The organism is Pseudomonas sp. W2I6, from assembly GCF_030815935.1.
Classification (GTDB): Bacteria; Pseudomonadota; Gammaproteobacteria; order Pseudomonadales; family Pseudomonadaceae; genus Aquipseudomonas.
Map to the genome: position 1 here is coordinate 3,040,324 of NZ_JAUSXJ010000001.1, position 23,994 is coordinate 3,064,317.

Here is a 23,994-nt window from a genome sequence, read left to right on the forward strand (position 1 = left end):
ACAAAAAACGGACTGACACCATGAAAAAACAGCTGCTGACCTTGCTCCTGACCCTCATCGTTACCCCGCTCGCCCTCGCCGAGACACGCATCGGCGTCAGCATCGCCCAGGTGGACGACGTGTTCCTCGCCCAGATGCGTGACTACATGGCGGCCCACGCCAGGGACCTCACCGACGTGACCCTGCAATTCGAAGACGCCCAAGGCGATGTGGTGCGCCAACTGAACCAGGTGCAGAGCTTTTCTGCCCAAGGCATGGACGCGATTATCGTCAACGCGGTCGACACCGCCGCCACCCAGAAAATGACCGTAAATGCCCAGCAGGCGGGTATCCCGCTGGTGTACGTCAACCGTCGCCCTGACATCCCGGGCCTGCCGGCCGGGGTGGGTTATGTCGGCTCGGACGAGATCAAAGCGGGCGAGATTCAGATGCGCTACCTCGCGGAAAAAATGAACGGCAAGGGCAACCTCGCAATCATGCTCGGCTTGCTCTCCAACAACGCCACCCACAACCGCACACAGGGCGTGAAAAACGTACTGAAGGATTACCCCGACATCCATATCGTCGAAGAACAAAGCGCCGACTGGCAGCGCAGCAAGGCCATGGACCTGATGAACAACTGGATCGTCTCGGGCAAGAAAATCGACGCCGTGGCGGCCAATGCCGATGAAATGGCTATCGGTGCCGCGATGGCGATTACCCAGGCCGGCATGCACCCTGGCAAGGACATCCTGGTGGGCGGCAGCGACGGCGGCCCCGCCGGCCTGGATGCGATCAAGAAAGATCTATTGGTAGTCACGGCCTATCAGGACAACAAGGGCCAGGCCGTCGGCTCGATTGACCTGGCGCTGAAGATGATCAGGAAGCAGCCCTACACGGCGGAGCTGACCATTCCCTATCAACAGATCACCAAGGACAACTATCAGGCCTTTCTCACCCCTTGATTGTTATCAGCCCAGCGCCAAGCAGACCGGCCAGCCCCGACAAACAGAGCACTCCCACTCCATAAGCGAGGGTGCGCCAGGGCTGGCGGCCGCTCAGATACATCACCGTATGCATCACACGGGCAGCGGTGAACAAACAGAACAACCCCGCGGTAGCGGTGCCTGGCGTTTCCATCGCCAGGCACAGGCCACCCAAAATGAAGAACAACGGAATATTTTCCAGATCATTGGCCCAAGCCTTTTCGGCCCGGGAGACTTGCGGTAACTCCTGGGGATTCGCATCGCGATGGAAGAAAGCTGCATCCTCGTGGTTAGTGAATGCACGGAATCTGAGTCGAAAGAAACCCTGGTAACAGGAGATCGCCAGCATCTTCAAGAACAGCACCAGTACGCACAACGCATAAACCTCCATCACCGGCCCCCTGAAGGTTCGCGGAACCCGTTGACCACGATATACAGCAGCGGACCGATGGATACGAAAACCGCCGTTACCAGTAAATAGGGCAACACCGACGCCAGGGATTTGCCCCTGGCCCGCGCATCCCGGTACATCCATACGCCCGCCAAGGCCGCCATCAGATACAAGTCAATCACCACCTGGGCAGTATCCGGCCTCGATATCAATTCACGTCCGAACGCCATGAGCGATTGTTCGGCGATCAGCATCGTGATCAATGTGTACAGGGCAAAAGCCAACAGCCCGGCCAGGGCAATCCAGGGTCTGCGCATGTTCTCCTCCTTGGAGACAACGGTTCGGGAAGCTGCACATTAGTGATAACGTCGTTCCCCTCTCAATGACCTCGAAGGTCATCGACACCACCGACCCGCACGGCCAGAGTCAACCCATGAGCAGCCAACCTTTCCCCCGCGCCAACCCCGACACCACCGCCGGCACGCAACTGCGCGTGCTGCGTCGGCACGCCAGATTGAGCCAGCTGGAACTGGCGCTGATCACCGGGGTTTCCCAACGCCACCTGAGCTGCATCGAGACCGGGCGCGCCAAGCCGAGCCCGGGCACCTTGCATAATTTGCTGATGGCGCTGGAGGTTCCGCTGGAGCAATGCAACAGCGTGTTCCTCGCTGCCGGCTTCGCCCCGCGCTATGAGGCAACCCCGCTCTCCTCGCCCTCCATGGAGGCTATTCGCGAGGCAATCAGCCATGTGCTCCACGCGAACAATCCTGCACCGGCGATCGTGCTGGGCAGCCACTGGGAAGTGCTCGCCGCCAACGCCAGTACCCAGGTGCTGTTCGAGCTGGTGGGGATCAAACCGGAGGCGGCTGATGGGCTGAATTTGCTGGTCACCCTGCTACAGCCTGGCGGCCTGGGTGATCATTTGATCAACGCTGACGAAATCCGCACCATCGCCTGGCAACGGGCGACGCGCGAGGCGTTGGGCAACTCCGAACTTGCCAGGCTTCTGGACAGCCTGCCGGCCCCGCAAAGTACCGAAGCCTTGGTCAATGAACCGCCGCCACTGGTGCTGACACGCGTCAACTCCCGTGAAGGTGAGCTGAACTTCATGTCGACCTTCACCACCTTCGGCATGCCTCAGGACATCACGGTAACGTCGTTGCGCATCGAGCATTTGATTCCGGCGGATGCGCAGACGTGGCAGGTGATGACCGCGGCGTATGAGCGGTCATTGGTGAGGTAGAAAGCCGCGGCGGGGCCATTAGTTATTTGTCGTATTTTGCCCGCCATAGCTATTGGCGCGGCTCTTGGAGGAGGAGCCGTTGCTGTATTGGGTGTCTTGCCCGCCGTAGCTATTGGAGCGGCTCTTGGCTGAGGTGCCGTCGCTGTATTGAGTGTCTTGCCCACCATAGCTGTTGGAACGGGTCTTGGCCGAGGTGCCGTCACCGTATTGGATATCCTGCCCGCCATAACTATTGGAGCGGCTCTTGGAGGAAGTACCATCGCTGTATTGGGTGTCTTGCCCACCGTAGCTATTGGCGCGACTCTTGGAAGAGGTGCCATTGTCGTATTCGCAATCGGACCCACCATAACTGTTCGCCCTGCACGTCTCGGCAACCGCTTGGTAAAGCGGCGCAGCCAACAAAACCGTGCCCAGCAAAACGACCTTAAGCTTCATGTTAATTCCTTGTAGAGGTGGCGATACGCTATTACAGACTGGAGATTCTGAACTTAGTTTCCAACGTTCTGAAATGCGCTCGCGCGAGCCGACGTGGCAACCCTTTGCCAGCCCCGGCAACTCCTGGCCTGCGCCCTGCCCCGGCAATACCACCCAGCCCGCGCCGCACAAGGCATGCAGCACATGGCCCGGGTTTTGCTCTGTTGCTGCTACCAATAAGGGAGCGGCACCATGATAGGAAGCACGACAAGTCTGTTAGCGCTGGGACAGAAGACTTTTACACAATCCATGGAAAACGGCACCCTGCGGGCCGGGAGGATTGAAGTCACCAACGCCACGCCCGAGATCAAGACCAAGCTGGAAGCCAGCTATCAGGAGCAAGTGCGCTCGACCGCGCAAACCGTTGCCACCGCCAGGGCCAACCCTTCATGGGCGACCTTCGACGATAAAGGCAACGCCGTCGAACTGCCCGATGTTCAGTCACTCAGCAAAAGCGACGCCACCCATGTGGCCAACGGTCTTCAGTACCTGCTCGATATCGGGCGCCTGGACGGCAAGACTGTCACCGCGAAAAATGGCGACCAGTCGACCGATAACATCGCGGTCTACAAAGACTGGCTCCAGGCCCACATCGGCGTTGATGTACAGGCCTGAGACGGTTCACACCATCGGCACGGCAATCAGCAAGATCGCCGTGCCATGGGTGGCCGTCGCCGCCACCACACCGTAGCGCATCCGCACCAGCCCGCAGGCCACGCCTTCAATCAGGGTAAAGGCCAACACTGGCCAGCCCAGTTGCGTCACGCTCAACGCCAGAAATGAATGGCACGCGGCGAACGCCAACCCGCTGAGCAACGCCGCGCGCAGCGGCGTAACGTGCTGTTCGAGATAGCCCTGCAGGAAGCCGCGAAACAGCACCTCTTCCAGCGCATTGGCGCAGTAGGCAAGCACCAGCATGCCCATCAGCCAGGCCCAGTAAACCGGCTCAATGCCTTGATACAGCCGCAATGGCAGGCCGATCAGACACCCGGCCCCGAGGCCCAGCGCCAGGCCCGCCCAACGATTGCCCTTGAACAGCACCGTCAGTTGCCACAACTCCGGTGCCAGGCGCGCGAGCAGTGCAATCAGCCCAAGGGATAACCCGCCCAGCGCGGCCAGCACCCACGGGTTGGCCGTGAACTCGATCTGCACCTCGCGGCTCAGCGACCACATGCCCAGTGGCGTCATCGCATCGCGCATCAGCACAAAGGCCAGCAGCAGGATAACGATGCGCAAGCCCGGCAATGTTTTTGGCGTGAGACCAAACCACAGGCCAAACAGGATCAGTCCCGGGAGCAGGTAGATTCCATAGTGGACCAGTACCGCAAACGCCTCGGCGATCACCCGGTTTCAGTCCCGTGCCACGGCGATCATGTCGATTTCCACGGCCGCGCCCTTGGGCAATTGCAGCACGCCCACCGAGGTGCGCGTATGGGATCCTGCGGCCCCCAGGATCTCGTTCAACAGGTCCGACGCACCGTTGGCCACTTCGCTTTGCTGGTCGAAGTCATCCGCGCTGCGCACGTACACATTGATCTTGAGGATCGCCTTGACCTGGTCCAGCGAACCCAGTGCCTGCTTGAGCAAGCCCAGGCAACGCAGTGCGCTGACGCCCGCGGCAATCTGTGCGTCGGCCAGGCTGAGGCTTTCGCCGACCTTGCCGGGCAACACGATGGCGTCACCCACCCGCGGAATCTGGCCGCTGATGTAGACGTGATTGCCGTCCCTCAGCAGCGGCGTGTAGTTGCCGCCGATCTTGAACTCGTTGAGTTGATAACCCAGGCGCACCATGGCCGCCGCATACTTTTGATCCGGTGTCATTTTTTTGTTTTCCTCAGTCGTTGCGAATCCACGCCATGAAGTCGCCGGCCACAGCATAGCCATGTGCCATTTCCACGGGAAGTGCCGACCGCTATTTCGCAAGTGATACGACAACTAATACTGGCAAACAGCGCTTATCTTCTAGCCAAGAACAAATTTCACTTTCCTTGATCCCGGTAAATACGGCATGGTTGTACGACGACTTAAAAACACAATCCGAGTCGTCCCGGTACCCACAACAACAAGGAAACACCCATGCAAAACGTCAAGGTTCTGATTGGTTTTCTGTGCCTGTTCAGCGGCTACGCGGCCGCCGCGCCCGCCGCAATTGACAAGGATGTAGCCGCTGCGGTCGATCATCTGACCCAGGCCATGTTGCACAAGGACATCCCGCAACTGCAGGCCCTCACCGCGAACAACCTCACCTACGGCCATTCCAGCGGCAAGGTCCAGAACAAGCAGGAATTTATCGCCGACATTGAAACCGGCAGAAGTGGTTTCAAGACCCTGGAAATGCAGAAACAGACCATCACCCTCAATGGCGACACCGCCCTGGTGCGCAACCACTTTTCCGCGCAGGCGGTGAACAGTGGCGTCGAGGTGCCCACCGAAATTGAAAACTTCCAGGTCTGGCAGAAGCAGAAAGGCAAATGGCTGCTGATCGGGCGCCAGGCCTACAAGTTCTGAGTCCCGCCTGGATCGTTCCCACGCTCTGCGTGGGAATGCATCCGGTGACGCTCTGCGTCACTATCGCGCAAATCTACAGCGGGACGCGGAGCGTCCAAGGCGGCGTTCCCACGCAGAGCGTGGGAACGATCCGGCCCCCTAGTACGCCTCCACCGCCCAGCGCCACACGCAAGGCATGGGGCACGTGGGCCGATTCTGATAGCGACAGATGCTTGCCCTGTGGCGAGGGAGCTTGCTCCCGCTGGGCTGCGTAGCGGCCCCAACATCTTTGGGAGCGCTGCGCACTCCAGCGGGAGCAAGCTCCCTCGCCACAGTAATCTCAAGCGCGATCTAGTACGCCTCCACCGCCCAGCGCACTTTCACCAACGCCTCGCGCAGCACCTCCCGGTCCACCGAACCCAGCGCCACACGCAAGGCATGGGGCACGTGGGCCGAGACGGCAAACGGCTCGGCGGTGGACACCGAGATATTCTCCCGGGCCAGCGCCATGGTGATCTGGTCGGCGCGGGCATCCTCCGGCAACGGCAACCACAAGAAATACGAAGACGGATGGCGGATCACAGTGAGCCCCGCCAACACCTCATCGGCCACCGCCTGGCGCGCCTGGGCGTCTTCACGCTTTTGCGCTTCCAGTTGCAGCACCGTGCCGTCATCGATCCACGCGACGGCGACGGCGGTCATCACCCCCGGGGTGTTCCAGGTGGTGGCCATGACCGTACGTTCCAGCGCCGCCATCCACGGCAGCGGCGCAGCCACGTAACCCACCCGCAGGCCGGTGGCGACGCTCTTGGACAGCCCCGACACGTAAACCGTGCGTTCCGGCGCCAGTTCGGCCACGGGCGGTGGCGGGTCCTCGGCTAAAAACGCGTAGGCAGCATCCTCGATCAGGATCAGGTCATGCCGACGGGCAATCGCCACGAGGTGCTCGCGCTGCTCTATGCTCATCACCCAGCCCAACGGGTTATGCAGGGTCGGCATGCTGTACACGGCGCGTACCGGGCGCCGGGCGCAGAGTTGTTCAAGAAAGGCCAAGTCGGGGCCCGTCGCGGTCACCGGGATCGCAACGATTTCCAGGTGCAGCGTCTCGGCCAACACCTTGAACCCGGAATAGGTCAGCGCATCCACCGCCACCACATCGCCGGGCTTGAGCAGCGACATCATGGTCACCGCCAGCCCATGCTGGGCACCGCTGACGATCAGCACCTGCTCGGCCTGCACCGTCAACCCACGACTCAGCAGATGACGCGCCACCGCTGCCCGCTCATGCAGCCGACCGGCGTGAGGCTGATAGCGCAGCAGCGCCGCCAGGTCGCCGGACAACGCCAACTGGCGCAATGCGGTGCGCAGCAGGTCGGTCTGGCCCGGCAGCGACGGGTAGTTGAAGTTGAGATCGATCATGCCCGCCGCCACCGCGATCTGGCCGACGCCCTGCCCCGGCGACAACGCGATTTCCCGCACAAAGGTTCCGCGCCCGGTTTCACCACTGACCAGGCCCATGGCCTCCAGCTCGGTGTATACCCGGCTGGCCGTGACCAGCGCCAGGCCATGGCTGGCGGCCAACTGGCGGTGCGTCGGCAACCGGGTGCCCGCCGCCAGCGCGCCCGAACGGATATCCCGGGCGAAGGTGTCCACCAATGTCTTGTAGCGGGCGCGGGGCATAGGCGATGTATCCATGACAATTTTTTGATTGTCTTGATAGTGAATCATAGGATGCGCAGGACGCAACTTATCCCTATCGAGCCCTACACTCATGGAACGAACCACCCACCTCAACACCCGGGAAAACAACGCCAGCGGCTGGATCAACGGTCTGATCGGCGTGGTGATCTTCAGCGGCTCGCTGCCGGCCACGCGCCTGGCGGTGCTGGAGTTCGATCCGGTATTCCTGACCGTCGCCCGCGCCACCATCGCCGCCCTGCTCGGCCTGTGCCTGCTGTGGCTGTTCAAGGAAAAAACCCCGGCCCGCAGTCAGTTGCTGCCCCTGGCAATCGTCGCGCTGGGCGTGGTGATCGGCTTTCCTTTGCTCACCGCACTGGCCTTGCAGTACGTCACCAGTGCCCATTCCATCGTATTTGTCGGCCTGCTGCCTTTAGCCACTGCGGTCTTCGGCGTATGGCGCGGCGGCGAGCGGCCCAAGTTGGTGTTCTGGCTGTTTTCGATCCTGGGCAGCCTGCTGGTGGTGGGCTACGCGGTTGCCCAGGGCCTGAGCGCTGCGCCCGCCGGGGATTTGCTGATGCTGTTGGCAATCCTGGTGTGCGGCCTCGGTTATGCCGAAGGGGCCAGGCTCTCACGCACCCTGGGTGGCTGGCAGGTGATCTGCTGGGCGCTGGTGATCTCGCTGCCGATTGTGGCCCCGCTGACGGCGATCCTCGCCCCGGGCACTTTCGTGAGCATCAGCCTGCCGGCCTGGCTGAGCCTGGCCTATGTGTCGCTGTTCAGCATGCTGATCGGGTTTGTGTTCTGGTACCGCGGGCTGGCCCAGGGCGGCATTGCCGCCGTCGGGCAATTGCAATTGCTGCAACCGTTTTTCGGCCTGGCACTGGCGGCCACGCTGCTGCATGAGCAGGTGAGCCTGGGCATGCTGGGGGTGACCGTCGCGGTGATTGCGTGCGTGGCGGGGGCCAAGAAGTTCGCCCGCTGACCATCAGCGTTCAGGCGCAACCATCTTGAACTTGATGACAATCGCATTGGACACCACGCTGTCCGCCCACTCCCCCGCGCCGATCCTGAAGTCGTCGCGCTTGAGCACGAATTCGCCGTCGAATATGCCAATGCCGCTCTGCTCCTTGAGGGCCACCTTGACCTCCACCGGCCGGGTCTGGCCCTTGAGGGTCAGGTTGCCGCTGAACAGGTAACGGTTGTCGCCCAGGTCAGTGATGTGGGTCGAGGTGAAGGTGCCCACCGGGTAGGTGGTCATGTCGAACCAACCGGGCTTGGGCAGTTCGGTGTTGGCGTCGTCGCTGCCGGCATTGATGCTCGGCAGCTGGATGGTCAGTACGGTGCTGGCGGCAGCCGGGTTTTGCGTGTCGAAATTCAGGGTCGCCGAATAGGTGCCAAACGTGCCGTACACCTCTTGGCCCATCTGGTCATAGGTGAAGCTGATGGTGCTGGCCGTCGGATTCACGTCGGTGTATTCCACGGCGTACGCGTTAGACAAGGTGGCGAAGGCAAGGAAGACCGCTGGCAATCGAGATTTCATGGGATTCTCAACCGGGAATGAACACGCTGTGCACTGCTAACAGCGTAGGCGCTGGATTTATTCACGCGCCTGGCATTAGGCTCGTGCCTCGACGGAACTCAAACAACAAGGAGCCACGATGCCCGCGCTTTCCCTGCAAGACACCACCGCCCCCGAAGGCGTCTGTTATGGCTGCGGCAGCAGCAACCCCCACGGGCTGCACATCAAGAGCCGCTGGGACGCCGACGGCATCCACGTGATCGCCGAGCACCAGCCCGACGCCCGATACAGCGGCTGGCCAGACCTGGTTTATGGCGGTCTGATCGCGATGCTGGTGGACTGCCACTCGAACTGGACCGCCATGGCCTACCACTACCGGGCCGAGCAACGCGAACCCGGCAGCCTGCCGCGTATCGACTGCGTCACCGGCAACCTGGGAATCAAATTCATCAAGCCGACACCGATGGGCGTGCCGCTGACCTTGCGCGCGAAAGTCGAAGGTGACGTGGGGCGCAAAAGCCGCGTGGTGTGCGAGGTGTACGCCGATGGCGTGCTGACGGCGATTGGCGATTCGGTCTTCGTACGGGTCGACACCGGGCAACTGGCCGCCGCGGCCCATCGCCGGGAAGCCTGATACTGGTCTACATTCAGTCCCACCGCTAATCGAGGACGCTACCGATGACTCGTCTGACCGCCAAAGACTTCGCCCCTGAACTGCTGGAGCTTTACGACGGCTACGCCCACGGCAAGATCAACCGCCGGGAATTTCTCGACCGCGCAGCACTGTTCACCTTCGGCGGGCTGACGGCCTCCGCCCTGCTCGCCGCCCTGAGCCCCAACTACGCCCTGGCCGAGCAGGTGAAATTCACCGACCCGGATATCGTCGCCGACTACATCACCTACCCGTCACCCAAGGGCAACGGCACGGTGCGCGGCTACCTGGTGCGCCCGGCCAAGGCCAGCGGCAAGGTGCCGGCGGTGGTGGTGGTGCATGAGAACCGGGGGTTGAACCCGTATATCGAAGACGTCGCCCGTCGGTTGGCCAAGGCCGGATTCATTGCCCTGGCGCCGGATGGCCTGACCTCGGTGGGCGGCTATCCCGGCAACGATGAGAAAGGCGTGGAGTTGCAACAGAAAGTCGATCCCGAGAAGCTGATGAACGACTTTTTCGCGGCCATCGAATGGTTGATGCACCACGATGCGAGCACCGGCAAGGTGGGCATTACCGGGTTCTGTTATGGCGGCGGCGTGACGAATGCGGCGGCCGTGGCTTATCCGGAACTGGGTGCGGCGGTGTCGTTTTATGGGCGCCAGCCGGAAGCCAAGGATGTGCCACGGATCAAGGCACCGATCATGTTGCATTACGGTGAGCTGGATACGCGGATCAATGAGGGCTGGCCGGCGTATGAGAAAGCGTTGAAGGCGGCCGGCACGACCTATGAGGCGTTTATCTACAAGGGCGCCAATCACGGCTTCCACAACGATTCGACGCCGAGGTATGACGAGGCGGCGGCGAATCTGGCGTGGGAGCGGACGTTGGGCTGGTTCAAGAAATACCTGGTGTAACCCGCCCTCCAAAACACCACCCAACTCATGTGGGAGCGGGCTTGCTCGCGAAAGCGGTGTGTCAGTCAGCAGATATTTGACTGATCCACCGCTTTCGCGAGCAAGCCCGCTCCCACAGGGGACTTTCAGCGTTCTTGAGCTCAGTGCTCCAGCGCATACCGCCGGCAATGATTCAAATACCCTTCCTCATGGCTCCCCACCAACTGCACCACACTGGTCCAGAGCCACGAAGGCGCATCCAGTTGCTTGGAGCGGTTCTCTTGCAACAGCGCCATCCAGTCCTTGCGCGTATCCCGGTCCATCTGCCGCGCATGGGCCACGCCGACCACCCGCGCCAGGTACCCGGCCGCGTGCATCGCATCAATCTCGCTCAGCTCATCCAGCTCCAGCTTCATGTCCTGGGGCAGCAGTTCGCGGATGAAAAACCCGTGATCCAGAAACCGCGTGGCCAACATCCGCTCCCCCAACGCCGGTGACAGGTGCCGCGCGCCCTCCACCACCCGCCGGCCGTTATCCCGAGGCATTTTTGCCCGGGCCGCACGCGGCGCCGCAGCGCCTACCGCTTCCTTGATGTCGAGCAGGCAGTATTCCTGATCAGACTTGTCCCCTACTCCCAGCAACACCGCATAACGCAGCAATCCAAGGGAGCTGCAACCCTTGACCCAATAGGCCGAGTCCAGCAACTCAACCTCAGCATCGTTGGAGCGGCCTTTGAGCGAAGTCACCAGCCGGTGGATTTCATCCGACGCGCACAACGTTTCAAGGGCTGACTTTTCTGCCCGCGACAACGACCAGAAATGCTTGCCCAATGGAATCGTCGGCCGGGTGTTTTCAATACGTTCGCGAGCCAGATTCTTCCAGGTGCGCTCCACCGCACTGCGCATCCCGGCCTTGACCTGGGACGGGCGCGGCGGTGCCTCGTCGGGCTTGTCCTTAAACGCCTGCGCGTAGCCCACCATCATCTCTTCAAGCATGCGGGCGGTGGTCACCCCCGGCAGGTCCGAACCCCGCGCAGCGGTGGCCAGGGACAAGGCCAGGCGCACCAGGTCATGGGCCGGATTACCGATCACCGCCTGGTCAAGGTCACGGATATGCATATCGATCCGGCCCTTGGTATCGCCCGTGGGCCCAAGGTTACCGGCGTGGCAGTCGCCGCAGATCCAGATCTCCGGTCCGTGGGGCAAGCGCCGGCCGCGCTGGCTGTGCAGCCACTCGTAAAACTGAATCGTACTGCCCCGCACATAAGCGTGGGCGGAGCGCGCCATCTTCAGGTTGCGCAGTTGCGTGAGGTGGGGCATTCGCGAAGAGGGACGCGGAATTTTCATAGAGGTACTCGTCGTGGAGATACGGTAGAGGCTGGCCCGCGACAAATGTTTCATTTTGTTTCAGAGGATTCTATTAATAAGCCACGCCAATCAATCCCACTGCAATCGGTCTTTCTATTCCTCCCGTCCCCGGCACTAGCATCGGGTCAACTCGATGCAGCGAGTCACAACCCTAACTGCACACATCCCCAAACACTGCCGCCCTAACAAAAGAGATAACGCAGATGAATGAAGTGATGAACACCGCACCCGCCAAGATCAACCTGGTCAAGGCCCGAGGCTCGCTGGTATGGGACGACCAGGGCAAGGAATACATCGACTGTACCGCCCAGGCCTGGTCGAACAATTTGGGGGCCAATGACCCCCGGGTGGTGGAAGCCGCCGTCGCGCAATTGCGCGAAATGACTCACATCCGCCCCAACTTTGGCTCACCGGCCCACACCCGGCTGGTGAAGAAGCTGCGGGAAGTCTCCCCGGGCACCCTCAACCAGATGGGCTTTGCCCTGCATGGCAGCCTCGCCGGTGAAATGGCGATGAAACTGGCTTTCAAGAACCGCCCCGGCGCACAGAACCTGCTGGTGCTGCAGGACGGCTACCACGGCCGCTCCCTGGCCACCCTCGGCGCCAGTTGGCCACACCCGAACAATCCGTTCCTGGCGATCCAGCCACGTTTCACCCGCGTACCCCACCCCAACCCGTACCGCACGCGCCTGGGCATGGACCCGGAAACCGAGTCGCAGCTGTGCCTTGGCCTGCTGGAAGAAACCATCCTCAAGGGCGTCGACGGTGGCGTGGCAGCAGTGATGATGGAACCGATCCAGGGCAATGGCGGGCATATCGAGTTCCCCCGCTCCTACTACAAAGGCGTGCGCGAGATCTGCGACCGCCTCGGCGTGCTGCTGATTTTTGATGAAGTGCAGACCGGTTTCGGGCGCATGGGCACGATGTTCGCTGCGGACTATTACGACGTGCTGCCCGACATCATCGTGTTCGGCAAAGGCGTCGGCGGCGGCTTCCCACTGGCCGGGATCCTCGCCGATGACAAGCTCAAGTGGTTCGACGAAGGTGAAGAAGCCCTGACCTTCGGCCACTTCCCGGTCTCGCTGGCCGCCGGCTACGCCACGGTGGAAGCGATCGTCGCCGACAACCTCTGCGAAAAGGCCCGCGACTCCGGCGACTACATCACCGCCCGCCTCAAGGACATGCAAACCCGCCACCCGCTGATCGGCGACGTGCGCTGCCCCGGGCTGATGGCGTCCATCGAGCTGGTCAAGGACCGCACCACCAAGGAACCGGCCTGCCGGGAATCCCAGGAGGTGTATCGCCTTGGGGTGGAGCGCGGCGTATTGTTTGGCGAAAGCCGCTACGCCGGGCTGGGTAACCTGATCAAGGTCAAGCCTCCTCTGGATATCGAACGCCCGTTGCTGGCCAAGGCCCTCGACGTGCTGGACGAGGTGATCGGCATCATCGAGGAGCAACGGCCATGAGCACATTCGTTGAAAACACCGTGACCGCCCCGCCGAATGCCCAGGCCCCGCTGTCCAGCGACGACGCCGACCTGGCCAACCTCGGCTACGAGCAAAAGATGCACCGCACCATGAGTTCGTTCACCTCGTTTGCCCTGGCCTTTTCCATGGTCTCGATCAACACCGGGGTGGTCACGCTGTTCGCCGACCCGTTCAACCGCGTCGGCGGTATCGGCATCCTTTTGTGGCTGCTGGTGATCCCGCTGGTGTGCTGCATCGTCATGGTCTACTGCCACCTGGCCGGGCGCATTCCGCTTACCGGCTACGCCTACCAATGGTCCAGCCGGTTGGCGGGCAATCACTTCGGCTGGTTTACCGGCTGGGTCGCGTTCACCTCGTTTGTCGCCGGTACAGCCGCCACCTCGGCGGCCATCGGCACGGTGTTCGCGCCGGAGATCTGGGCCAACCCGACACAGGGCCAGATCCAGGGCCTGAGCATCGGTGCCACGCTGGTGGTAGGCCTGCTGAACATCTGCGGGATTCGCCTGGCCACGCGGATCAACGACATCGGCGCGATCATCGAAATCATCGGCACGGTGCTGCTGGCGATTGCGTTGTTCTTCGGGGTGTTTTTCTTCTTCGAGCACACCCAGGGCGTGGCGATCCTGACCTCGGCACAACCGGTGAGCGGCGGCACCCTCAGCTTCACCACCCTCGCCCTCGCCACCTTGCTGCCGGTCTCGGTGCTGCTGGGCTGGGAGGGCGCCGCCGACCTGTCCGAGGAAACCAAGGACCCACGCCGCGCCGCGCCCCGGGCGATGCTGCGAGCGGTGCTGGTGTCCAGTGTATTGGGCTTCGTGGTGTTCGCCTTGCTGAGCATTGCGATCCCGGGGTCGGTCAGCGAGCTGCTCAGCCACAGCGAAAACCCGGTGATCAATATCGTGCGCCTGCAACTGGGCAACGCCGCCGGCGTGGGCATGATCGTGATCGCCTTCGCCTCGATCCTCGCCTGCCTCATCGCCAACATGGCGGTGGCCACGCGCATGACCTTCGCCCTGTCCCGGGACAACATGCTGCCGGGCTCCAAGGTGCTGGCGAAGATCAACCCGCACTTCGGTACGCCGGTCGCCGCCATCGTGTTGATCACCGCCATTGCCGTGCTGCTGAACCTGGCGAGCGGCGGGTTTGTCACGGCGATCTACTCGATGGTCGGCCTGACCTACTACTGCACCTACCTGCTGACGCTGATTGCCGCGTACCTGGCCTATAAAAATGGCCGGATGCCGGGGGCGCCTGCGGGTGTGTTCAGCCTGGGCAAGTGGTTGTTGCCGATGATCGTCCTTGGCGGCCTGTGGGCCATCGCGGTGATCCTGACCCTGAGCGTGCCCGAAGAAAGCCACACCGGCGCCATCACCACCGGGGTTACACTCGGGGTCGGCGTGCTGTGGTGGTTGTTTTCGCTGCGCACGCGCCTTAACAATGGCACCGCCGGGCCGAGCGGCAAATTGCTCGACCACTAGCCGCTGATTGCAGCCAAACAACAAAACCCCGGACGCCGGGGTTTTGTCTTGTCACCTTCAAGGAGCTTCCCGATGTTTGAACAGGCCAGTTGGCTCAATCAACCCCAGCAATGGAGCCGAGAAGGCCAGCGCCTCAAGGTGCGCACCGATGCCAGCACCGATTTCTGGCGCGAAACCCACTATGGTTTTGTGCGCGACAACGGGCATTTCCTGTTTGTTGAAACCGACGGTGACTTCACCGCCCAGGTCAAGATCCACAGCGCGTTTACCCACCTGTATGACCAGGCCGGGTTGATGGTGCGGGTGGATGAAGCGCATTGGGTGAAGATCGGTGCAGAGCTGTCCGACGGTGTGACGCTGTTGAGCAGCGTATTGACCGATGGTGTGTCGGACTGGGCCACCGGTGTGTTCCCGGGTGATCCCGAGGCGTTCTGGATTCGCGCCACCGTGGCCAAGGGCGTGCTGCGCGTGCAGGTGTCGGTGGATGGTGTGAGCTGGCCATTGGTGCGCCTGGCGCCGTTCCCCGTGGCTGCGTCGTATCAGGTGGGGCCTTATTGCTGCACGCCGGAACGTGGCGGGCTGGAGGTGGAGTTTTCCGAGCTTCAGGTAAGTGCGCCCAACGGCAAATCCCTGCACGACCTGTCCTGACTAACCCCGGCTGCTCGCCACTTCCATCGCCAACTCGGCAAAGTTGCGCGCCGCCACACTCGGTTGTGGCGGCAAGGCGACCGCCACTTCACACATCGGCATATCGCTGATCACCGGGAAGGCCAGGCCGGGCCGTGCATAAAAACGTGCGGTGGACAGCGCGGTGATACTGATCCCGCGCTCCGACGCCACCGCCTGCAACTCGGTCTCCACCGTCGAAGCTTCATGGACGATCCGCGCCGGCTGGCCATCGCGGTACGCGTCGGCGGTCCAGAAACTGCGCCACACGCCCACTCCCGGTGCAGCAATGATCGGCTCATCCAGCACGTCGTAGATGCTCACGCTGCTCTCCCCGGCCAACCGGTGGCTGGACGCCAGGCACGCCACGCAGGGTTCGGTCACCAGAGTGTGCAACTCGATGTCCGGCAGGCCCAGTGGCGGGCGCAGCACCGATACGTCCATGCCCTCGTCGATCCCGGCATGGGGCGAGCCGAAGTCATACTCGCGCACCACCAGTTCGATCTCCGGGTAGCGCCTGGCGAACACGCTGAGGATTTGCGGCATCAAGTCCACACCCGCGCCGATCAGGAAGCCGATATTCAATGAGCCGCGTACGCCGCGTGCATGTTCGTGGGCGGTGCGTACCAGGCGGCTTACGCCATTGACGATTTCCCGCGCCTCTACCAGCAAGGCCAGGCCGGCTTCGGTCAGTGCTACGTTGCGGGTGTTGCGTTGGAACAGTTGTACGTCCAGCAGCGCCTCAAACTGGCGGATGGTCTGGGACAGCGCCGGTTGCGAGACATGCAGACGGGTCGCGGCGCGCACGAAGCTGAGCTCCTCGGCCACCACCACGAAGGCCTTGAGTTGACGGATGTCTACGCCGGAAGTTTGCATTGCAGCCTCTTATGATCAATGGGCAGACCGAGTGGGAGAATAACCTGTGGCGAGGGAGCTTGCTCCCGTTGGGTTGCGCAGCGACCCTGAAACCATCCGCCGCGTTCTTGCTGAACTAACACCGTCGCTTCTTTGGGGCCGCTACGCAGCCCAGCGGGAGCAAGCTCCCTCGCCACAGCGTCGACCCAACCTCAGTTCATGGCCACTTCACGCAACCACGTCTTGAACGCCAGCATCGCCGGCGTCTCGGCCCGTGACTGCAAGCGCGTCAGCCAATAACTGCCGGTGGTGATGCCGATCTCGAACGGCTGGCGAATCACGTCCGTCGCCAACTGCCGGCTGAACATCATCGCCGGCGCCAGGGCCACCCCCGCCCCTTGCAGCGCCGCCTCCATCATCGCCAGGGACGAGTCGAAAACGATACTGCGCGGCACCAGCGTGTCGGCAGGCAAGCCCGCGGCCTGGAACCATTGCGTCCACTCATCCGCACGATATGAGCGCAGCAGCGTGTGCTTCAACAGGTCCGCCGGAGCCTGCAATTGCCGAGCAAGTTGCGGCACGCACAGCACCGTCAGCGGCGCCTCCAGCAATTGGCACGCCTCGGTGCCGTGCCACGCGCCGGAACCAAACCGGATTGCGTAATCCAGGCCTTCGGCCGCCACGTCGACGCGGTTGTTGTTGGTGGACAGGCGCAAGTCGATAAACGGGTAGCGCGCCTGGAAATCCGCAAGACGCGGCAACAGCCAGCCCACCGCAAAGGTGCCCACCGCGCCTACCGTCAATACTTCGCGGTAATGCCCACCTTCAAACTGGCCTAAGGTTTGAGCTATCCGGTCGAAGGATTCGCGCAACACCGGCAGCAGGGTCTCGCCCTCGCTGGTGAGCATCAGGCCCCGGGGCAGGCGTTTGAACAGCGTGACATTGAGCTGGGCCTCCAGGCTTTTCACCTGGTGACTGACCGCCGCCTGGGTGACGCACAGTTCAATCGCCGCCCGGGTAAAACTCAAATGCCGCGCAGACGCCTCGAAGGCTCGCAGCGCGTTGAGTGGCAAATGGGAACGGAGCATGGCTTGACCCTAATTTTTCTAATGGCTGTTGCGAGATATCATCGTTTGCCGCGGGATCACAAACTGCCTAGATTTGCGGCGCCTGCGCAGGCAACGGTATTCACCCGATCACCTTCATGGAAGTCACGTCATCATGTACACATCCCTTTTTCCAACCGTGCGCAACACCGCGATATTCGCCTTATTGCTCGGCGCAGGCAACTGCATGGCGGCTACCGACATGCGCCAGGTCGTGGACAGTACGGTCCAGCCCCTGATGCAGCAACAGGACATCGCCGGCCTGTCGGTGGCGATCGTACAGAACGGCAAGGCGCAATACTTTAACTACGGCGTCGCCAACAAGGAGAGCAAGCAGCCCGTCACCGAAAACACCCTGTTTGAAATCGGCTCGGTGAGCAAGACCTTCACCGCCACCCTTGCCGGCTATGCCCTGGCTAACGGCAAGCTGAAGCTGTCGGACCCGGCCAGCCAATACCTGCCGGCATTGCGCGGCGACACGTTTGACCACATCAGCCTGCTCAACCTCGGCACCTACACCGCAGGTGGCTTGCCCCTGCAATTCCCCGATGAGTCCGATAACGCCGGCAAGATGATCAGCTACTACCAGCACTGGAAACCGGACTTCGCTCCCGGCACCCAACGCCTGTATTCCAACCCGAGCATCGGCTTGTTCGGCCACCTGGCAGCGCAAAGCCTGGGCCAGCCGTTTGACCGGTTGATGGCGCAGACCCTGCTGCCGAAACTCGGCCTCAAGCACACCTTTATCAGCGTACCCAAGTCACAAATGAACCTGTACGCCCAGGGTTACGACAAGTCCGGCAAACCGGTGCGCGTCGGGCCTGGCGCCCTGGACGCCGAGGCCTACGGCATCAAGACCAGCACCTCGGACCTGATTCAGTACGTTGAAGTGAACATGCACCCGGCGAAGCTGGAGAAGCCGCTGCAACAGGCGATTGCCGCAACCCACACCGGCTACTACACGGTGGATGGCATGACCCAGGGCCTCGGCTGGGAGATGTACCCCTACCCGATCACGCTGGATGCATTGACGGAAGGCAACTCGGCACAAATGGCCTTTCAGCCCCACAAGGTCAACTGGCTGACACCACCGCAAGCGCCCCATGCCGACACGCTGGTGAACAAGACTGGCGCCACCGGTGGTTTTGGCGCCTATGTGGCGTACGTGCCGAGCAGAGGCCTGGGGGTGGTGATCCTGGCGAACAAGAACTACCCGAATGCCGAACGGGTGAAAGTGGCCCATGCGATCTTGAGTGCGATGGATAAATAAATCCCTGCATACCTCAAATGTGGGAGCGGGCTTGCCCGCGATGGCGGTGTATCAGTCGGCACATGTGCTGGCTGACACGCCCTCATCGCGGGCAAGCCCGCTCCCACATTGTTTTGTGGCGTGATTCAAGCTGGGTTTACATCCCCAGCCAATGCGGCAAGGCCAGCGATATGAACGGCAGGTAAGTCACCATGATCAGGAACACCAGCAGGATCATCAGCCACGGCAACGCCGCGCGGATGGTCTGCCCCAGGGTCAGCCCTGTCACTGCCGAGGTCACAAACAGGTTCAACCCCACCGGCGGATGCACCAGGCCAATCTCCATGTTGACCACCATCACAATCCCCAGGTGAATCGGGTCGATCCCCAGCTTCATCGCAATCGGGAAAAAGATCGGCGCCAGGATCAGCACGATCGCCGACGGCTCCATAAAGCTGCCCGCCACCAGCAGCACCACGTTGACCATGATCAGGAAACCAATCGGCGTCAGGCCCTCGGAGATCACCCACGCGGTGATTTCCTGGGGAATCTGCTCCGTAGTCAGCACGTGAGCGAAGAGCATGGCGTTGGCGATGATAAACATCAGCATGATCGCCAGGCGCCCGGACTCCAGCAGCACCTTGGGGCAATCCCTGATCTTCATGTCCTTGTAGATGAACAGCGCGACAAACGCCGAGTACACCGCCGCCACCGCCGCCGCTTCGGTCGGGGTGAACATGCCGCTGTAGATCCCGCCCAGGATGATCACCAGCAGCAACAGGCCCCAGAATGCCCGGCGGGCGCAGGTCAGCCACTCGCGAAAGGTCGCCCGTGGCTGGGCCGGCAGTTTCTTGATGCGCGCGACGATGTAGATCGCGACCATCAACATCAAGCCCAGCAGCAGGCCCGGAATCACCCCGGCCATGAACAGCTTGCCCACCGAGGTTTCCGTGGCGGCCGAGTACACCACCATCACGATCGACGGCGGAATCAGGATGCCCAGGGTACCGGCGTTGCAGATGATCCCGGCGCCGAATTCCTTCGGGTAGCCCGAGCGCACCATGCCCGCCACGGCAATCGAACCCACCGCCGCCACTGTCGCGGGCGAGGAGCCCGACAGTGCGGCAAACAGCATGCATGCCAGCACCGCCGCAATCGCCAGCCCGCCGCGGATATGCCCGACGCAGGCGTTGGCAAAGTCGATCAGCCGCTGCGCCACGCCACCGGTGGTCATGAACGCACCCGACAACAGGAAGAACGGAATCGCCAGGAAGGTATAGGCGTCCGAGGTTTCAAACAGCTTGATTGCCAGGGAACTCACCGAGTCCGGGCTGAACATCAGGATCGACACCGCGCCCGACAACCCCAGGGAAATCGCGATGGGCACACCGAGGAACATGAACACGAACAGCAGCAAAAACAGACACAGAACGGCCATCAGTGACGCTCCTCATGGCTGCCGGCCAACTTGCTGGCTTCACCGGCTTCGTCGGCCAGGCCCAGCCCGGTTTGGCGGTGGGTGAAGATGCGGTAGAAAATTTCCAGGTAGCGGATGAACACCAGGGCAAAGCCGATGGGCACGATCACCACGATGTCGTCGACGTCGATGCCGAACTTGTCGAGGTCTTCGGCGCCGATGTGCGCGGTGGTGACCGCACTCAGCCATTTGTAGCTGGCAACCATGAACAACCCGGCGTAGGCCAGGCAGCACAGGCAAGCCAGCATGCCCAGCAGGCGCTGCACCCGGCGCGGCGTCAGCTTGACCAGGGCATCCACCCCCAGGTGGCCGGCGGTGCGCACGCCGTAGGAGATGCCAAAGAAAATCAGCCAGCCGAACATGGCCTTGGTCAGCGCCACGCTCCAGGTCATGTCCTGGGCCCAGCCCATGGTGTGGTCACCCAGGGCGTTGAAGAAACCGCTGCTCCACGCCCACTTGTCGGCAAGGGCAAAGAACAGGGTGTAGATGTTGTTGAGCATGACGTAGACGAAAGTCACCAGGGTCATGGCGGCCAGCAGGATGGCGATAAAGCCTTCCTCCAGGTGCTCCCAGACGCGCCTTAGCGTTTGCATGGCAAAACCTCGCGAAGCGGAGATAGGTGTGTGCAAGGCTTGGAGGCGGGAACCGGATCAAAATGTGGGAGCGGGCTTGCTCGCGAATGCGGTGTGTCAGTCACCGAATGCATCAACTGAAAGACTGCATTCGCGAGCAAGCCCGCTCCCACATTTGATCTCGGTGCTCTCCAAATTACTGGTTCGACGCGTCGGCCGCCTTGATCAGGTCAGCGCCGATTTCACCTTCGAACTTCTGCCACACCGGGCGCATGGCTTCGCGCCAGAGCTGGCGTTGCTCCGGTGTCAGCTCGATGATTTCGCTGGTCTTGGCGTCGATGATTTTCTGCTTGGCCGACTGGTTCAGCGCCTCGGCCTGCTTGTTCACCTCGACGGTGACTTCAACCATGACCTGGTCCAGGGTGGTGCGCACATCCGGCGGCAGGCCGTTCCAGAACTTGGCGTTGGTGATCACCATGTAGTCGATCAGGCCATGGTTGGATTCGGTGAAGTACTTCTGCACTTCGTTGACCTTCTGGCTTTCATAGTTCGACCAGGTGTTCTCGGTGCCGTTGACGGTGCCGGTCTGCAAGCCCTGGTACACCTCGGCAAAACTCATCTTGCGCGGGTTGGCGCGGATCGCCTTGAACTGCTCTTCCAGGACGCTGGAGGCCTGCACGCGGAACTTCAGGCCACGGGCATCCTTGGGCTCACGCAATGCCTTGTTCGCCGACAGTTGCTTGAGGCCGTTGTGCCAATAGGCCAGGCCGAGGATGTTCTTGTCTTGCATCGAGGTCAGCAACGCCTTGCCCTGGGCCGCCTGGAAACGGTCGACCGCCGCCAGGTCGTTGAACAGGAACGGCAGGTCGTAGATCTGTACTTGCTTGGTGTACTGCTCAAACTTGGCCAGGGACGGCGCCAGCATCTGCACGTCGCCCAGCAGCAGCGCTTCCATTTCCTTGCCGTCGCCGAACAGCGAGGAGTTGGGGTACACCTCGACTTTCACCCGGCCGGGCAGGCGTTCTTCAGCGAGCTTCTTGAACAGCAAGGCGCCCTGGCCTTTGGGGGTGTTTTCCGCGACGACGTGGGCGAACTTGATCACGATGGGGTCGGCCGCCTGGGCCAGGCCCGCGGCAAACAAGGTGGCGGCGCAGAACAGCGCCCGAGAAAGCTTGAGCATGGAAAATCACCTTCTTATTGTTGTGTTATAGGGCAAGGTGCCTGATGTCACGCGTATAGAGAATTTCGAATTTTAGATACCTGCGTTCGGCGTGGACGAACGCCGATTTTGCAAACGACAGAGATCCAATGTGGGAGCGGGCTTGCCTGCGATGGCGGCGTGTCAGGCAACACATCCTTGGCTGAACCGCCGCTATCGCAGGCAAGCCAGCTCCCACACTTTAGAGTTGTGCAGCCAGCAATCTTTGGGCCCGCAGCAGCACCGGTGCATCCACCATCTGCCCATCCAGTTGATACGCCCCGGCCCCATGGGCACCGGCATCCACCACCCGTTTGGCCCAGGCCAGATCCTCGGCACTGGGGGCCAACGCCTGGTGAATCACCGCCACCTGCTTGGGATGGATACACAGCGCGCCGGCAAAGCCCATTTCATAGGCATGCCGAATCGAACGGCGCAGGCCTTCGGGGTCGTCGATGGCCGGGTGCACGCCGTCCAGCGGCGCCACCAGCCCGGCGGCGCGGGAATGCACGATCAAGGCAAGGCGGGCCTGGTCGAGGGCAAATTGCGCGGCCGGGGAGCCGCTGCTCAGGTTCAAGTCCAGCGCCAGGTCCAGGCCACCAAACGACAGGCGCTCCACCAGCGGCGCATGGGCGATTTCCGCCACTGCCAGCAAACCCCGCGCACTCTCGATAATCGGCCAGATAGCCTTGCCCGTTGCAGCCACCACGGCCACCTGGGCCGCACTTTCAACCTTGGGCAGCAACACCCCCGCGACCCCGGCGTGGGCCTGACAGAACGCCACATCGGCAAAATGCTCGGGATGCTCCGGCGCGTTGATCCGCACCCACACCCGCGCCGCTGGCGTCGCCTGCAAAAACACCCCGAGGTTGTCCCGGGCCTGACGCTTGAGCGGCTCTTCCACCGCGTCTTCAAAATCCACAATCACCGCATCGGCGCCACTGGCCAGGGCCTTGGCAAAACGTTCCGGTCGGCTGCCCGGTACAAACAGCGCAGAGCGCACAAGAGAGGTTGGCATCGTTCGATTCCTTGTCAGATAACGCCGCGTGCACGCAGGCCGTCGATGGCTTCAGCGGAGTAACCCAGCTGGTCGAGAATCCCCTGGCTGTGCTGCCCCAGCCCCGGCACTGCATCCATCCGCGGAATGAACGCGGCATTGCGCGCCGGTGGCAGCAACGACGGCAACTTGCCCGCCGGGCTGTCGACTTCACGCCAACTGTCCCGGGCCTTGAGCTGCGGGTGGTCCCACACGCCTTGCATGTCGTTGACTCGTGCACTGGCGATTTGCGCGTCTTCCAGGCGCTGGATCACGCCCTCGGCGCTCATCTGCGCAAAACTGTCGACGATGATCTGGCGCAGCACGTCGCGGTTTTCCGAACGCTTGAAGTTGGCCGAGAAACGCTCGTCGGTGGCCAATTCCGGGGTGAGCAGCACCTTGTCGCAGAACGCCGCCCATTCCCGCTCATTCTGCAACCCGAGCATCACCGTGCCGCCGTCGCCGGTGGGAAACGGCCCGTAGGGGTAGATCGTCGAATGCGCCGCACCCGCGCGCGGTGGCTGGGGCGCGCCGTCGAACGCGTAATACATCGGGTAGCCCATCCACTCCACCAGGCTTTCCAGCATGCTGACGTCGATGCGACTGCCCTGCCCGGTCTTGCCCCGCAGCAGCAGCGCCGAGAGGATGCCGCTGTAGGCGTACATCCCGGCGGAGATATCGGCGATGGAGCAGCCGGCCTTGGCCATCTGGTCTTCACCCGGGCCACCGGTGACCGAGAGAAAGCCGCCTTCGCTCTGGATCAGCAGGTCGTAGGCCTTTTTCTTTTCATACGGGCCACCCTCGCCATAGCCGGAGATGTCGCAGACGATCAGCCGCGGGAAGCGCTCATGCAGCGCCTCGAATGACAATCCCATGCGCGCGGCCGCGCCCGGTGCGAGGTTCTGCACCAGCACATCGGCATCGGCCAGCAGGGTTTCCAGGATGTTCCCGGCATCGTCGTGCTTGAGGTCCAGGGTCAGGCTTTCCTTGGAACGGTTGGTCCACACGAAATGCGAGGCCAGGCCGCGCACGCGCTCGTCATAGCCCCGGGCAAAGTCGCCCGCCCCGGGACGTTCGATCTTGATCACCCGCGCGCCCAGGTCGGCCAACTGGCGAGTGCAGAACGGTGCGGCAATCGCGTGTTCCAGGCTGACAACGGTGATGCCGTCCAGCGGTCGTTGATTAGCGGTCATGACAGT

At 62.1% G+C, this 23,994-nt stretch carries 26 protein-coding genes; 11 read left to right on the top strand and 15 right to left on the bottom strand.

Annotation, left to right across the window (positions count from 1 at the left end; all coding sequences use genetic code 11):
• Window positions 1-20: 20 nt before the first annotated feature.
• Complete coding sequence (locus tag QF039_RS14285; protein ID WP_177050616.1) at window positions 21-944, top strand: substrate-binding domain-containing protein; 924 nt, start codon at window positions 21-23, stop codon at window positions 942-944.
• Here the strand turns inward: QF039_RS14285 and QF039_RS14290 are convergent.
• Together QF039_RS14290 and QF039_RS14295 are read right to left on the bottom strand one after the other, a co-directional pair.
• Entirely contained in the window at window positions 934-1,356 is a 423-nt protein-coding gene (locus tag QF039_RS14290; RefSeq protein WP_003215104.1) for an MAPEG family protein, read from the bottom strand. The two genes, QF039_RS14285 and QF039_RS14290, sit on opposite strands and share 11 nt — an antisense overlap.
• Window positions 1,356-1,673: a DUF2834 domain-containing protein gene (locus QF039_RS14295; protein WP_003215101.1), complete on the bottom strand. Its 318-nt coding sequence runs from the start codon at window positions 1,671-1,673 to the stop codon at window positions 1,356-1,358. Before QF039_RS14295 ends, QF039_RS14290 begins: the two co-directional genes overlap by 1 nt.
• A gap of 116 nt (window positions 1,674-1,789) precedes the next feature.
• Between QF039_RS14295 and QF039_RS14300 the strand changes: the two genes are divergently transcribed.
• Window positions 1,790-2,599, top strand: a complete 810-nt coding sequence (locus tag QF039_RS14300; protein ID WP_174717786.1) for a helix-turn-helix domain-containing protein — start codon at window positions 1,790-1,792, stop codon at window positions 2,597-2,599.
• Window positions 2,600-2,617: 18 nt separating this feature from the next.
• Here the strand turns inward: QF039_RS14300 and QF039_RS14305 are convergent, their stop codons facing one another.
• Window positions 2,618-3,034: a hypothetical protein gene (locus QF039_RS14305; protein WP_003215097.1), complete on the bottom strand. Its 417-nt coding sequence runs from the start codon at window positions 3,032-3,034 to the stop codon at window positions 2,618-2,620.
• A 288-nt stretch (window positions 3,035-3,322) separates the two neighbouring features.
• Here QF039_RS14305 and QF039_RS14310 point away from each other — a divergent pair, with 288 nt between their 5' ends.
• Entirely contained in the window at window positions 3,323-3,688 is a 366-nt protein-coding gene (locus QF039_RS14310; RefSeq protein ID WP_003215095.1) for a hypothetical protein, read from the top strand.
• Between the two features lie 6 nt (window positions 3,689-3,694).
• Here the strand turns inward: QF039_RS14310 and QF039_RS14315 are convergent, their stop codons facing one another.
• Together QF039_RS14315 and QF039_RS14320 are read right to left on the bottom strand one after the other, a co-directional pair.
• On the bottom strand, window positions 3,695-4,417 hold the full coding sequence (locus tag QF039_RS14315; protein WP_087695013.1) for a CPBP family intramembrane glutamic endopeptidase: 723 nt from the start codon (window positions 4,415-4,417) through the stop codon (window positions 3,695-3,697).
• 6 nt (window positions 4,418-4,423) lie between these two features.
• Window positions 4,424-4,894 (bottom strand): RidA family protein, encoded by a 471-nt coding sequence (locus QF039_RS14320; protein WP_003215091.1) that lies wholly within the window; start codon window positions 4,892-4,894, stop codon window positions 4,424-4,426.
• A 255-nt stretch (window positions 4,895-5,149) separates the two neighbouring features.
• Here QF039_RS14320 and QF039_RS14325 point away from each other — a divergent pair, with 255 nt between their 5' ends.
• Entirely contained in the window at window positions 5,150-5,581 is a 432-nt protein-coding gene (locus QF039_RS14325; protein WP_307519004.1) for a nuclear transport factor 2 family protein, read from the top strand.
• Between the two features lie 330 nt (window positions 5,582-5,911).
• Here QF039_RS14325 and QF039_RS14330 read toward each other — a convergent pair whose 3' ends face one another.
• Window positions 5,912-7,240: a PLP-dependent aminotransferase family protein gene (locus QF039_RS14330; protein WP_307519006.1), complete on the bottom strand. Its 1,329-nt coding sequence runs from the start codon at window positions 7,238-7,240 to the stop codon at window positions 5,912-5,914.
• Window positions 7,241-7,331: 91 nt separating this feature from the next.
• Between QF039_RS14330 and QF039_RS14335 the strand changes: the two genes are divergently transcribed.
• Entirely contained in the window at window positions 7,332-8,222 is an 891-nt protein-coding gene (locus QF039_RS14335; RefSeq protein WP_102369215.1) for a DMT family transporter, read from the top strand.
• Between the two features lie 3 nt (window positions 8,223-8,225).
• Here the strand turns inward: QF039_RS14335 and QF039_RS14340 are convergent, their stop codons facing one another.
• On the bottom strand, window positions 8,226-8,780 hold the full coding sequence (locus QF039_RS14340; protein WP_087695009.1) for a YceI family protein: 555 nt from the start codon (window positions 8,778-8,780) through the stop codon (window positions 8,226-8,228).
• A 118-nt stretch (window positions 8,781-8,898) separates the two neighbouring features.
• On the opposite strand from QF039_RS14340, the gene QF039_RS14345 reads away from it, so the two are divergent.
• Window positions 8,899-9,393: a PaaI family thioesterase gene (locus QF039_RS14345; RefSeq protein ID WP_307519010.1), complete on the top strand. Its 495-nt coding sequence runs from the start codon at window positions 8,899-8,901 to the stop codon at window positions 9,391-9,393.
• 44 nt (window positions 9,394-9,437) lie between these two features.
• Window positions 9,438-10,325 (top strand): YghX family hydrolase, encoded by an 888-nt coding sequence (yghX, locus tag QF039_RS14350; protein ID WP_063029644.1) that lies wholly within the window; start codon window positions 9,438-9,440, stop codon window positions 10,323-10,325.
• A 140-nt stretch (window positions 10,326-10,465) separates the two neighbouring features.
• On the opposite strand, the gene QF039_RS14355 is transcribed toward yghX, so the two are convergent.
• Complete coding sequence (locus QF039_RS14355; RefSeq protein ID WP_307519015.1) at window positions 10,466-11,650, bottom strand: DUF2252 domain-containing protein; 1,185 nt, start codon at window positions 11,648-11,650, stop codon at window positions 10,466-10,468.
• A gap of 224 nt (window positions 11,651-11,874) precedes the next feature.
• On the opposite strand from QF039_RS14355, the gene QF039_RS14360 reads away from it, so the two are divergent.
• From QF039_RS14360 to QF039_RS14370, 3 genes are all read left to right on the top strand, one after another.
• A complete protein-coding gene (locus tag QF039_RS14360; RefSeq protein WP_178964964.1) occupies window positions 11,875-13,137 on the top strand; it encodes an aspartate aminotransferase family protein in 1,263 nt (420 codons plus the stop codon).
• The gene (locus QF039_RS14365) at window positions 13,134-14,636 is read left to right on the top strand and encodes an APC family permease (protein ID WP_307519018.1); all 1,503 of its coding nucleotides are present in this window, start codon (window positions 13,134-13,136) and stop codon (window positions 14,634-14,636) included. The genes QF039_RS14360 and QF039_RS14365 overlap by 4 nt, the downstream gene beginning before the upstream one ends.
• A gap of 72 nt (window positions 14,637-14,708) precedes the next feature.
• Complete coding sequence (locus QF039_RS14370) at window positions 14,709-15,284, top strand: DUF1349 domain-containing protein (RefSeq protein WP_177042158.1); 576 nt, start codon at window positions 14,709-14,711, stop codon at window positions 15,282-15,284.
• On the opposite strand, the gene QF039_RS14375 is transcribed toward QF039_RS14370, so the two are convergent.
• Entirely contained in the window at window positions 15,285-16,178 is an 894-nt protein-coding gene (locus QF039_RS14375) for a LysR family transcriptional regulator (RefSeq protein ID WP_087694998.1), read from the bottom strand.
• A 191-nt stretch (window positions 16,179-16,369) separates the two neighbouring features.
• On the bottom strand, window positions 16,370-17,245 hold the full coding sequence (locus QF039_RS14380; protein WP_307519022.1) for a LysR family transcriptional regulator: 876 nt from the start codon (window positions 17,243-17,245) through the stop codon (window positions 16,370-16,372).
• 133 nt (window positions 17,246-17,378) lie between these two features.
• Between QF039_RS14380 and ampC the strand changes: the two genes are divergently transcribed.
• Complete coding sequence (gene ampC, locus QF039_RS14385) at window positions 17,379-18,533, top strand: class C beta-lactamase (protein WP_307519024.1); 1,155 nt, start codon at window positions 17,379-17,381, stop codon at window positions 18,531-18,533.
• A 136-nt stretch (window positions 18,534-18,669) separates the two neighbouring features.
• Here ampC and dctM read toward each other — a convergent pair whose 3' ends face one another.
• The 5 genes from dctM to QF039_RS14410 form a co-directional block, all read right to left on the bottom strand.
• Complete coding sequence (dctM, locus tag QF039_RS14390; protein WP_003215062.1) at window positions 18,670-19,950, bottom strand: C4-dicarboxylate TRAP transporter large permease protein DctM; 1,281 nt, start codon at window positions 19,948-19,950, stop codon at window positions 18,670-18,672.
• Window positions 19,950-20,582, bottom strand: a complete 633-nt coding sequence (locus QF039_RS14395; RefSeq protein ID WP_003215060.1) for a TRAP transporter small permease — start codon at window positions 20,580-20,582, stop codon at window positions 19,950-19,952. The genes dctM and QF039_RS14395 overlap by 1 nt, the downstream gene beginning before the upstream one ends.
• A gap of 175 nt (window positions 20,583-20,757) precedes the next feature.
• Window positions 20,758-21,741, bottom strand: coding sequence for a C4-dicarboxylate TRAP substrate-binding protein DctP (gene dctP, locus QF039_RS14400; protein WP_003215057.1), 984 nt, complete (start codon window positions 21,739-21,741; stop codon window positions 20,758-20,760).
• A gap of 220 nt (window positions 21,742-21,961) precedes the next feature.
• Window positions 21,962-22,777 (bottom strand): CoA ester lyase, encoded by an 816-nt coding sequence (locus QF039_RS14405; RefSeq protein ID WP_307519030.1) that lies wholly within the window; start codon window positions 22,775-22,777, stop codon window positions 21,962-21,964.
• A gap of 14 nt (window positions 22,778-22,791) precedes the next feature.
• Window positions 22,792-23,988 (bottom strand): CaiB/BaiF CoA-transferase family protein, encoded by a 1,197-nt coding sequence (locus QF039_RS14410; RefSeq protein WP_307519032.1) that lies wholly within the window; start codon window positions 23,986-23,988, stop codon window positions 22,792-22,794.
• Window positions 23,989-23,994 lie beyond the last annotated feature (6 nt).

Coding starts and splice junctions, on each gene's coding strand:
- yghX (WP_063029644.1), top strand. CDS start 9,438: ATGACTCGTCTGACCGCCAAAGACTTCGCCCCTGAACTGCTGGAGCTT.
- dctP (WP_003215057.1), bottom strand. CDS start 21,741: ATGCTCAAGCTTTCTCGGGCGCTGTTCTGCGCCGCCACCTTGTTTGCC.
- QF039_RS14330 (WP_307519006.1), bottom strand. CDS start 7,240: ATGCCCCGCGCCCGCTACAAGACATTGGTGGACACCTTCGCCCGGGAT.
- QF039_RS14310 (WP_003215095.1), top strand. CDS start 3,323: ATGGAAAACGGCACCCTGCGGGCCGGGAGGATTGAAGTCACCAACGCC.
- QF039_RS14290 (WP_003215104.1), bottom strand. CDS start 1,356: ATGGAGGTTTATGCGTTGTGCGTACTGGTGCTGTTCTTGAAGATGCTG.
- QF039_RS14305 (WP_003215097.1), bottom strand. CDS start 3,034: ATGAAGCTTAAGGTCGTTTTGCTGGGCACGGTTTTGTTGGCTGCGCCG.
- ampC (WP_307519024.1), top strand. CDS start 17,379: ATGTACACATCCCTTTTTCCAACCGTGCGCAACACCGCGATATTCGCC.
- QF039_RS14325 (WP_307519004.1), top strand. CDS start 5,150: ATGCAAAACGTCAAGGTTCTGATTGGTTTTCTGTGCCTGTTCAGCGGC.
- QF039_RS14355 (WP_307519015.1), bottom strand. CDS start 11,650: ATGAAAATTCCGCGTCCCTCTTCGCGAATGCCCCACCTCACGCAACTG.
- QF039_RS14405 (WP_307519030.1), bottom strand. CDS start 22,777: ATGCCAACCTCTCTTGTGCGCTCTGCGCTGTTTGTACCGGGCAGCCGA.
- QF039_RS14300 (WP_174717786.1), top strand. CDS start 1,790: ATGAGCAGCCAACCTTTCCCCCGCGCCAACCCCGACACCACCGCCGGC.
- QF039_RS14335 (WP_102369215.1), top strand. CDS start 7,332: ATGGAACGAACCACCCACCTCAACACCCGGGAAAACAACGCCAGCGGC.
- QF039_RS14285 (WP_177050616.1), top strand. CDS start 21: ATGAAAAAACAGCTGCTGACCTTGCTCCTGACCCTCATCGTTACCCCG.
- QF039_RS14370 (WP_177042158.1), top strand. CDS start 14,709: ATGTTTGAACAGGCCAGTTGGCTCAATCAACCCCAGCAATGGAGCCGA.
- dctM (WP_003215062.1), bottom strand. CDS start 19,950: ATGGCCGTTCTGTGTCTGTTTTTGCTGCTGTTCGTGTTCATGTTCCTC.
- QF039_RS14295 (WP_003215101.1), bottom strand. CDS start 1,673: ATGCGCAGACCCTGGATTGCCCTGGCCGGGCTGTTGGCTTTTGCCCTG.
- QF039_RS14395 (WP_003215060.1), bottom strand. CDS start 20,582: ATGCAAACGCTAAGGCGCGTCTGGGAGCACCTGGAGGAAGGCTTTATC.
- QF039_RS14320 (WP_003215091.1), bottom strand. CDS start 4,894: ATGACACCGGATCAAAAGTATGCGGCGGCCATGGTGCGCCTGGGTTAT.
- QF039_RS14340 (WP_087695009.1), bottom strand. CDS start 8,780: ATGAAATCTCGATTGCCAGCGGTCTTCCTTGCCTTCGCCACCTTGTCT.
- QF039_RS14410 (WP_307519032.1), bottom strand. CDS start 23,988: ATGACCGCTAATCAACGACCGCTGGACGGCATCACCGTTGTCAGCCTG.
- QF039_RS14345 (WP_307519010.1), top strand. CDS start 8,899: ATGCCCGCGCTTTCCCTGCAAGACACCACCGCCCCCGAAGGCGTCTGT.
- QF039_RS14375 (WP_087694998.1), bottom strand. CDS start 16,178: ATGCAAACTTCCGGCGTAGACATCCGTCAACTCAAGGCCTTCGTGGTG.
- QF039_RS14365 (WP_307519018.1), top strand. CDS start 13,134: ATGAGCACATTCGTTGAAAACACCGTGACCGCCCCGCCGAATGCCCAG.
- QF039_RS14380 (WP_307519022.1), bottom strand. CDS start 17,245: ATGCTCCGTTCCCATTTGCCACTCAACGCGCTGCGAGCCTTCGAGGCG.
- QF039_RS14360 (WP_178964964.1), top strand. CDS start 11,875: ATGAATGAAGTGATGAACACCGCACCCGCCAAGATCAACCTGGTCAAG.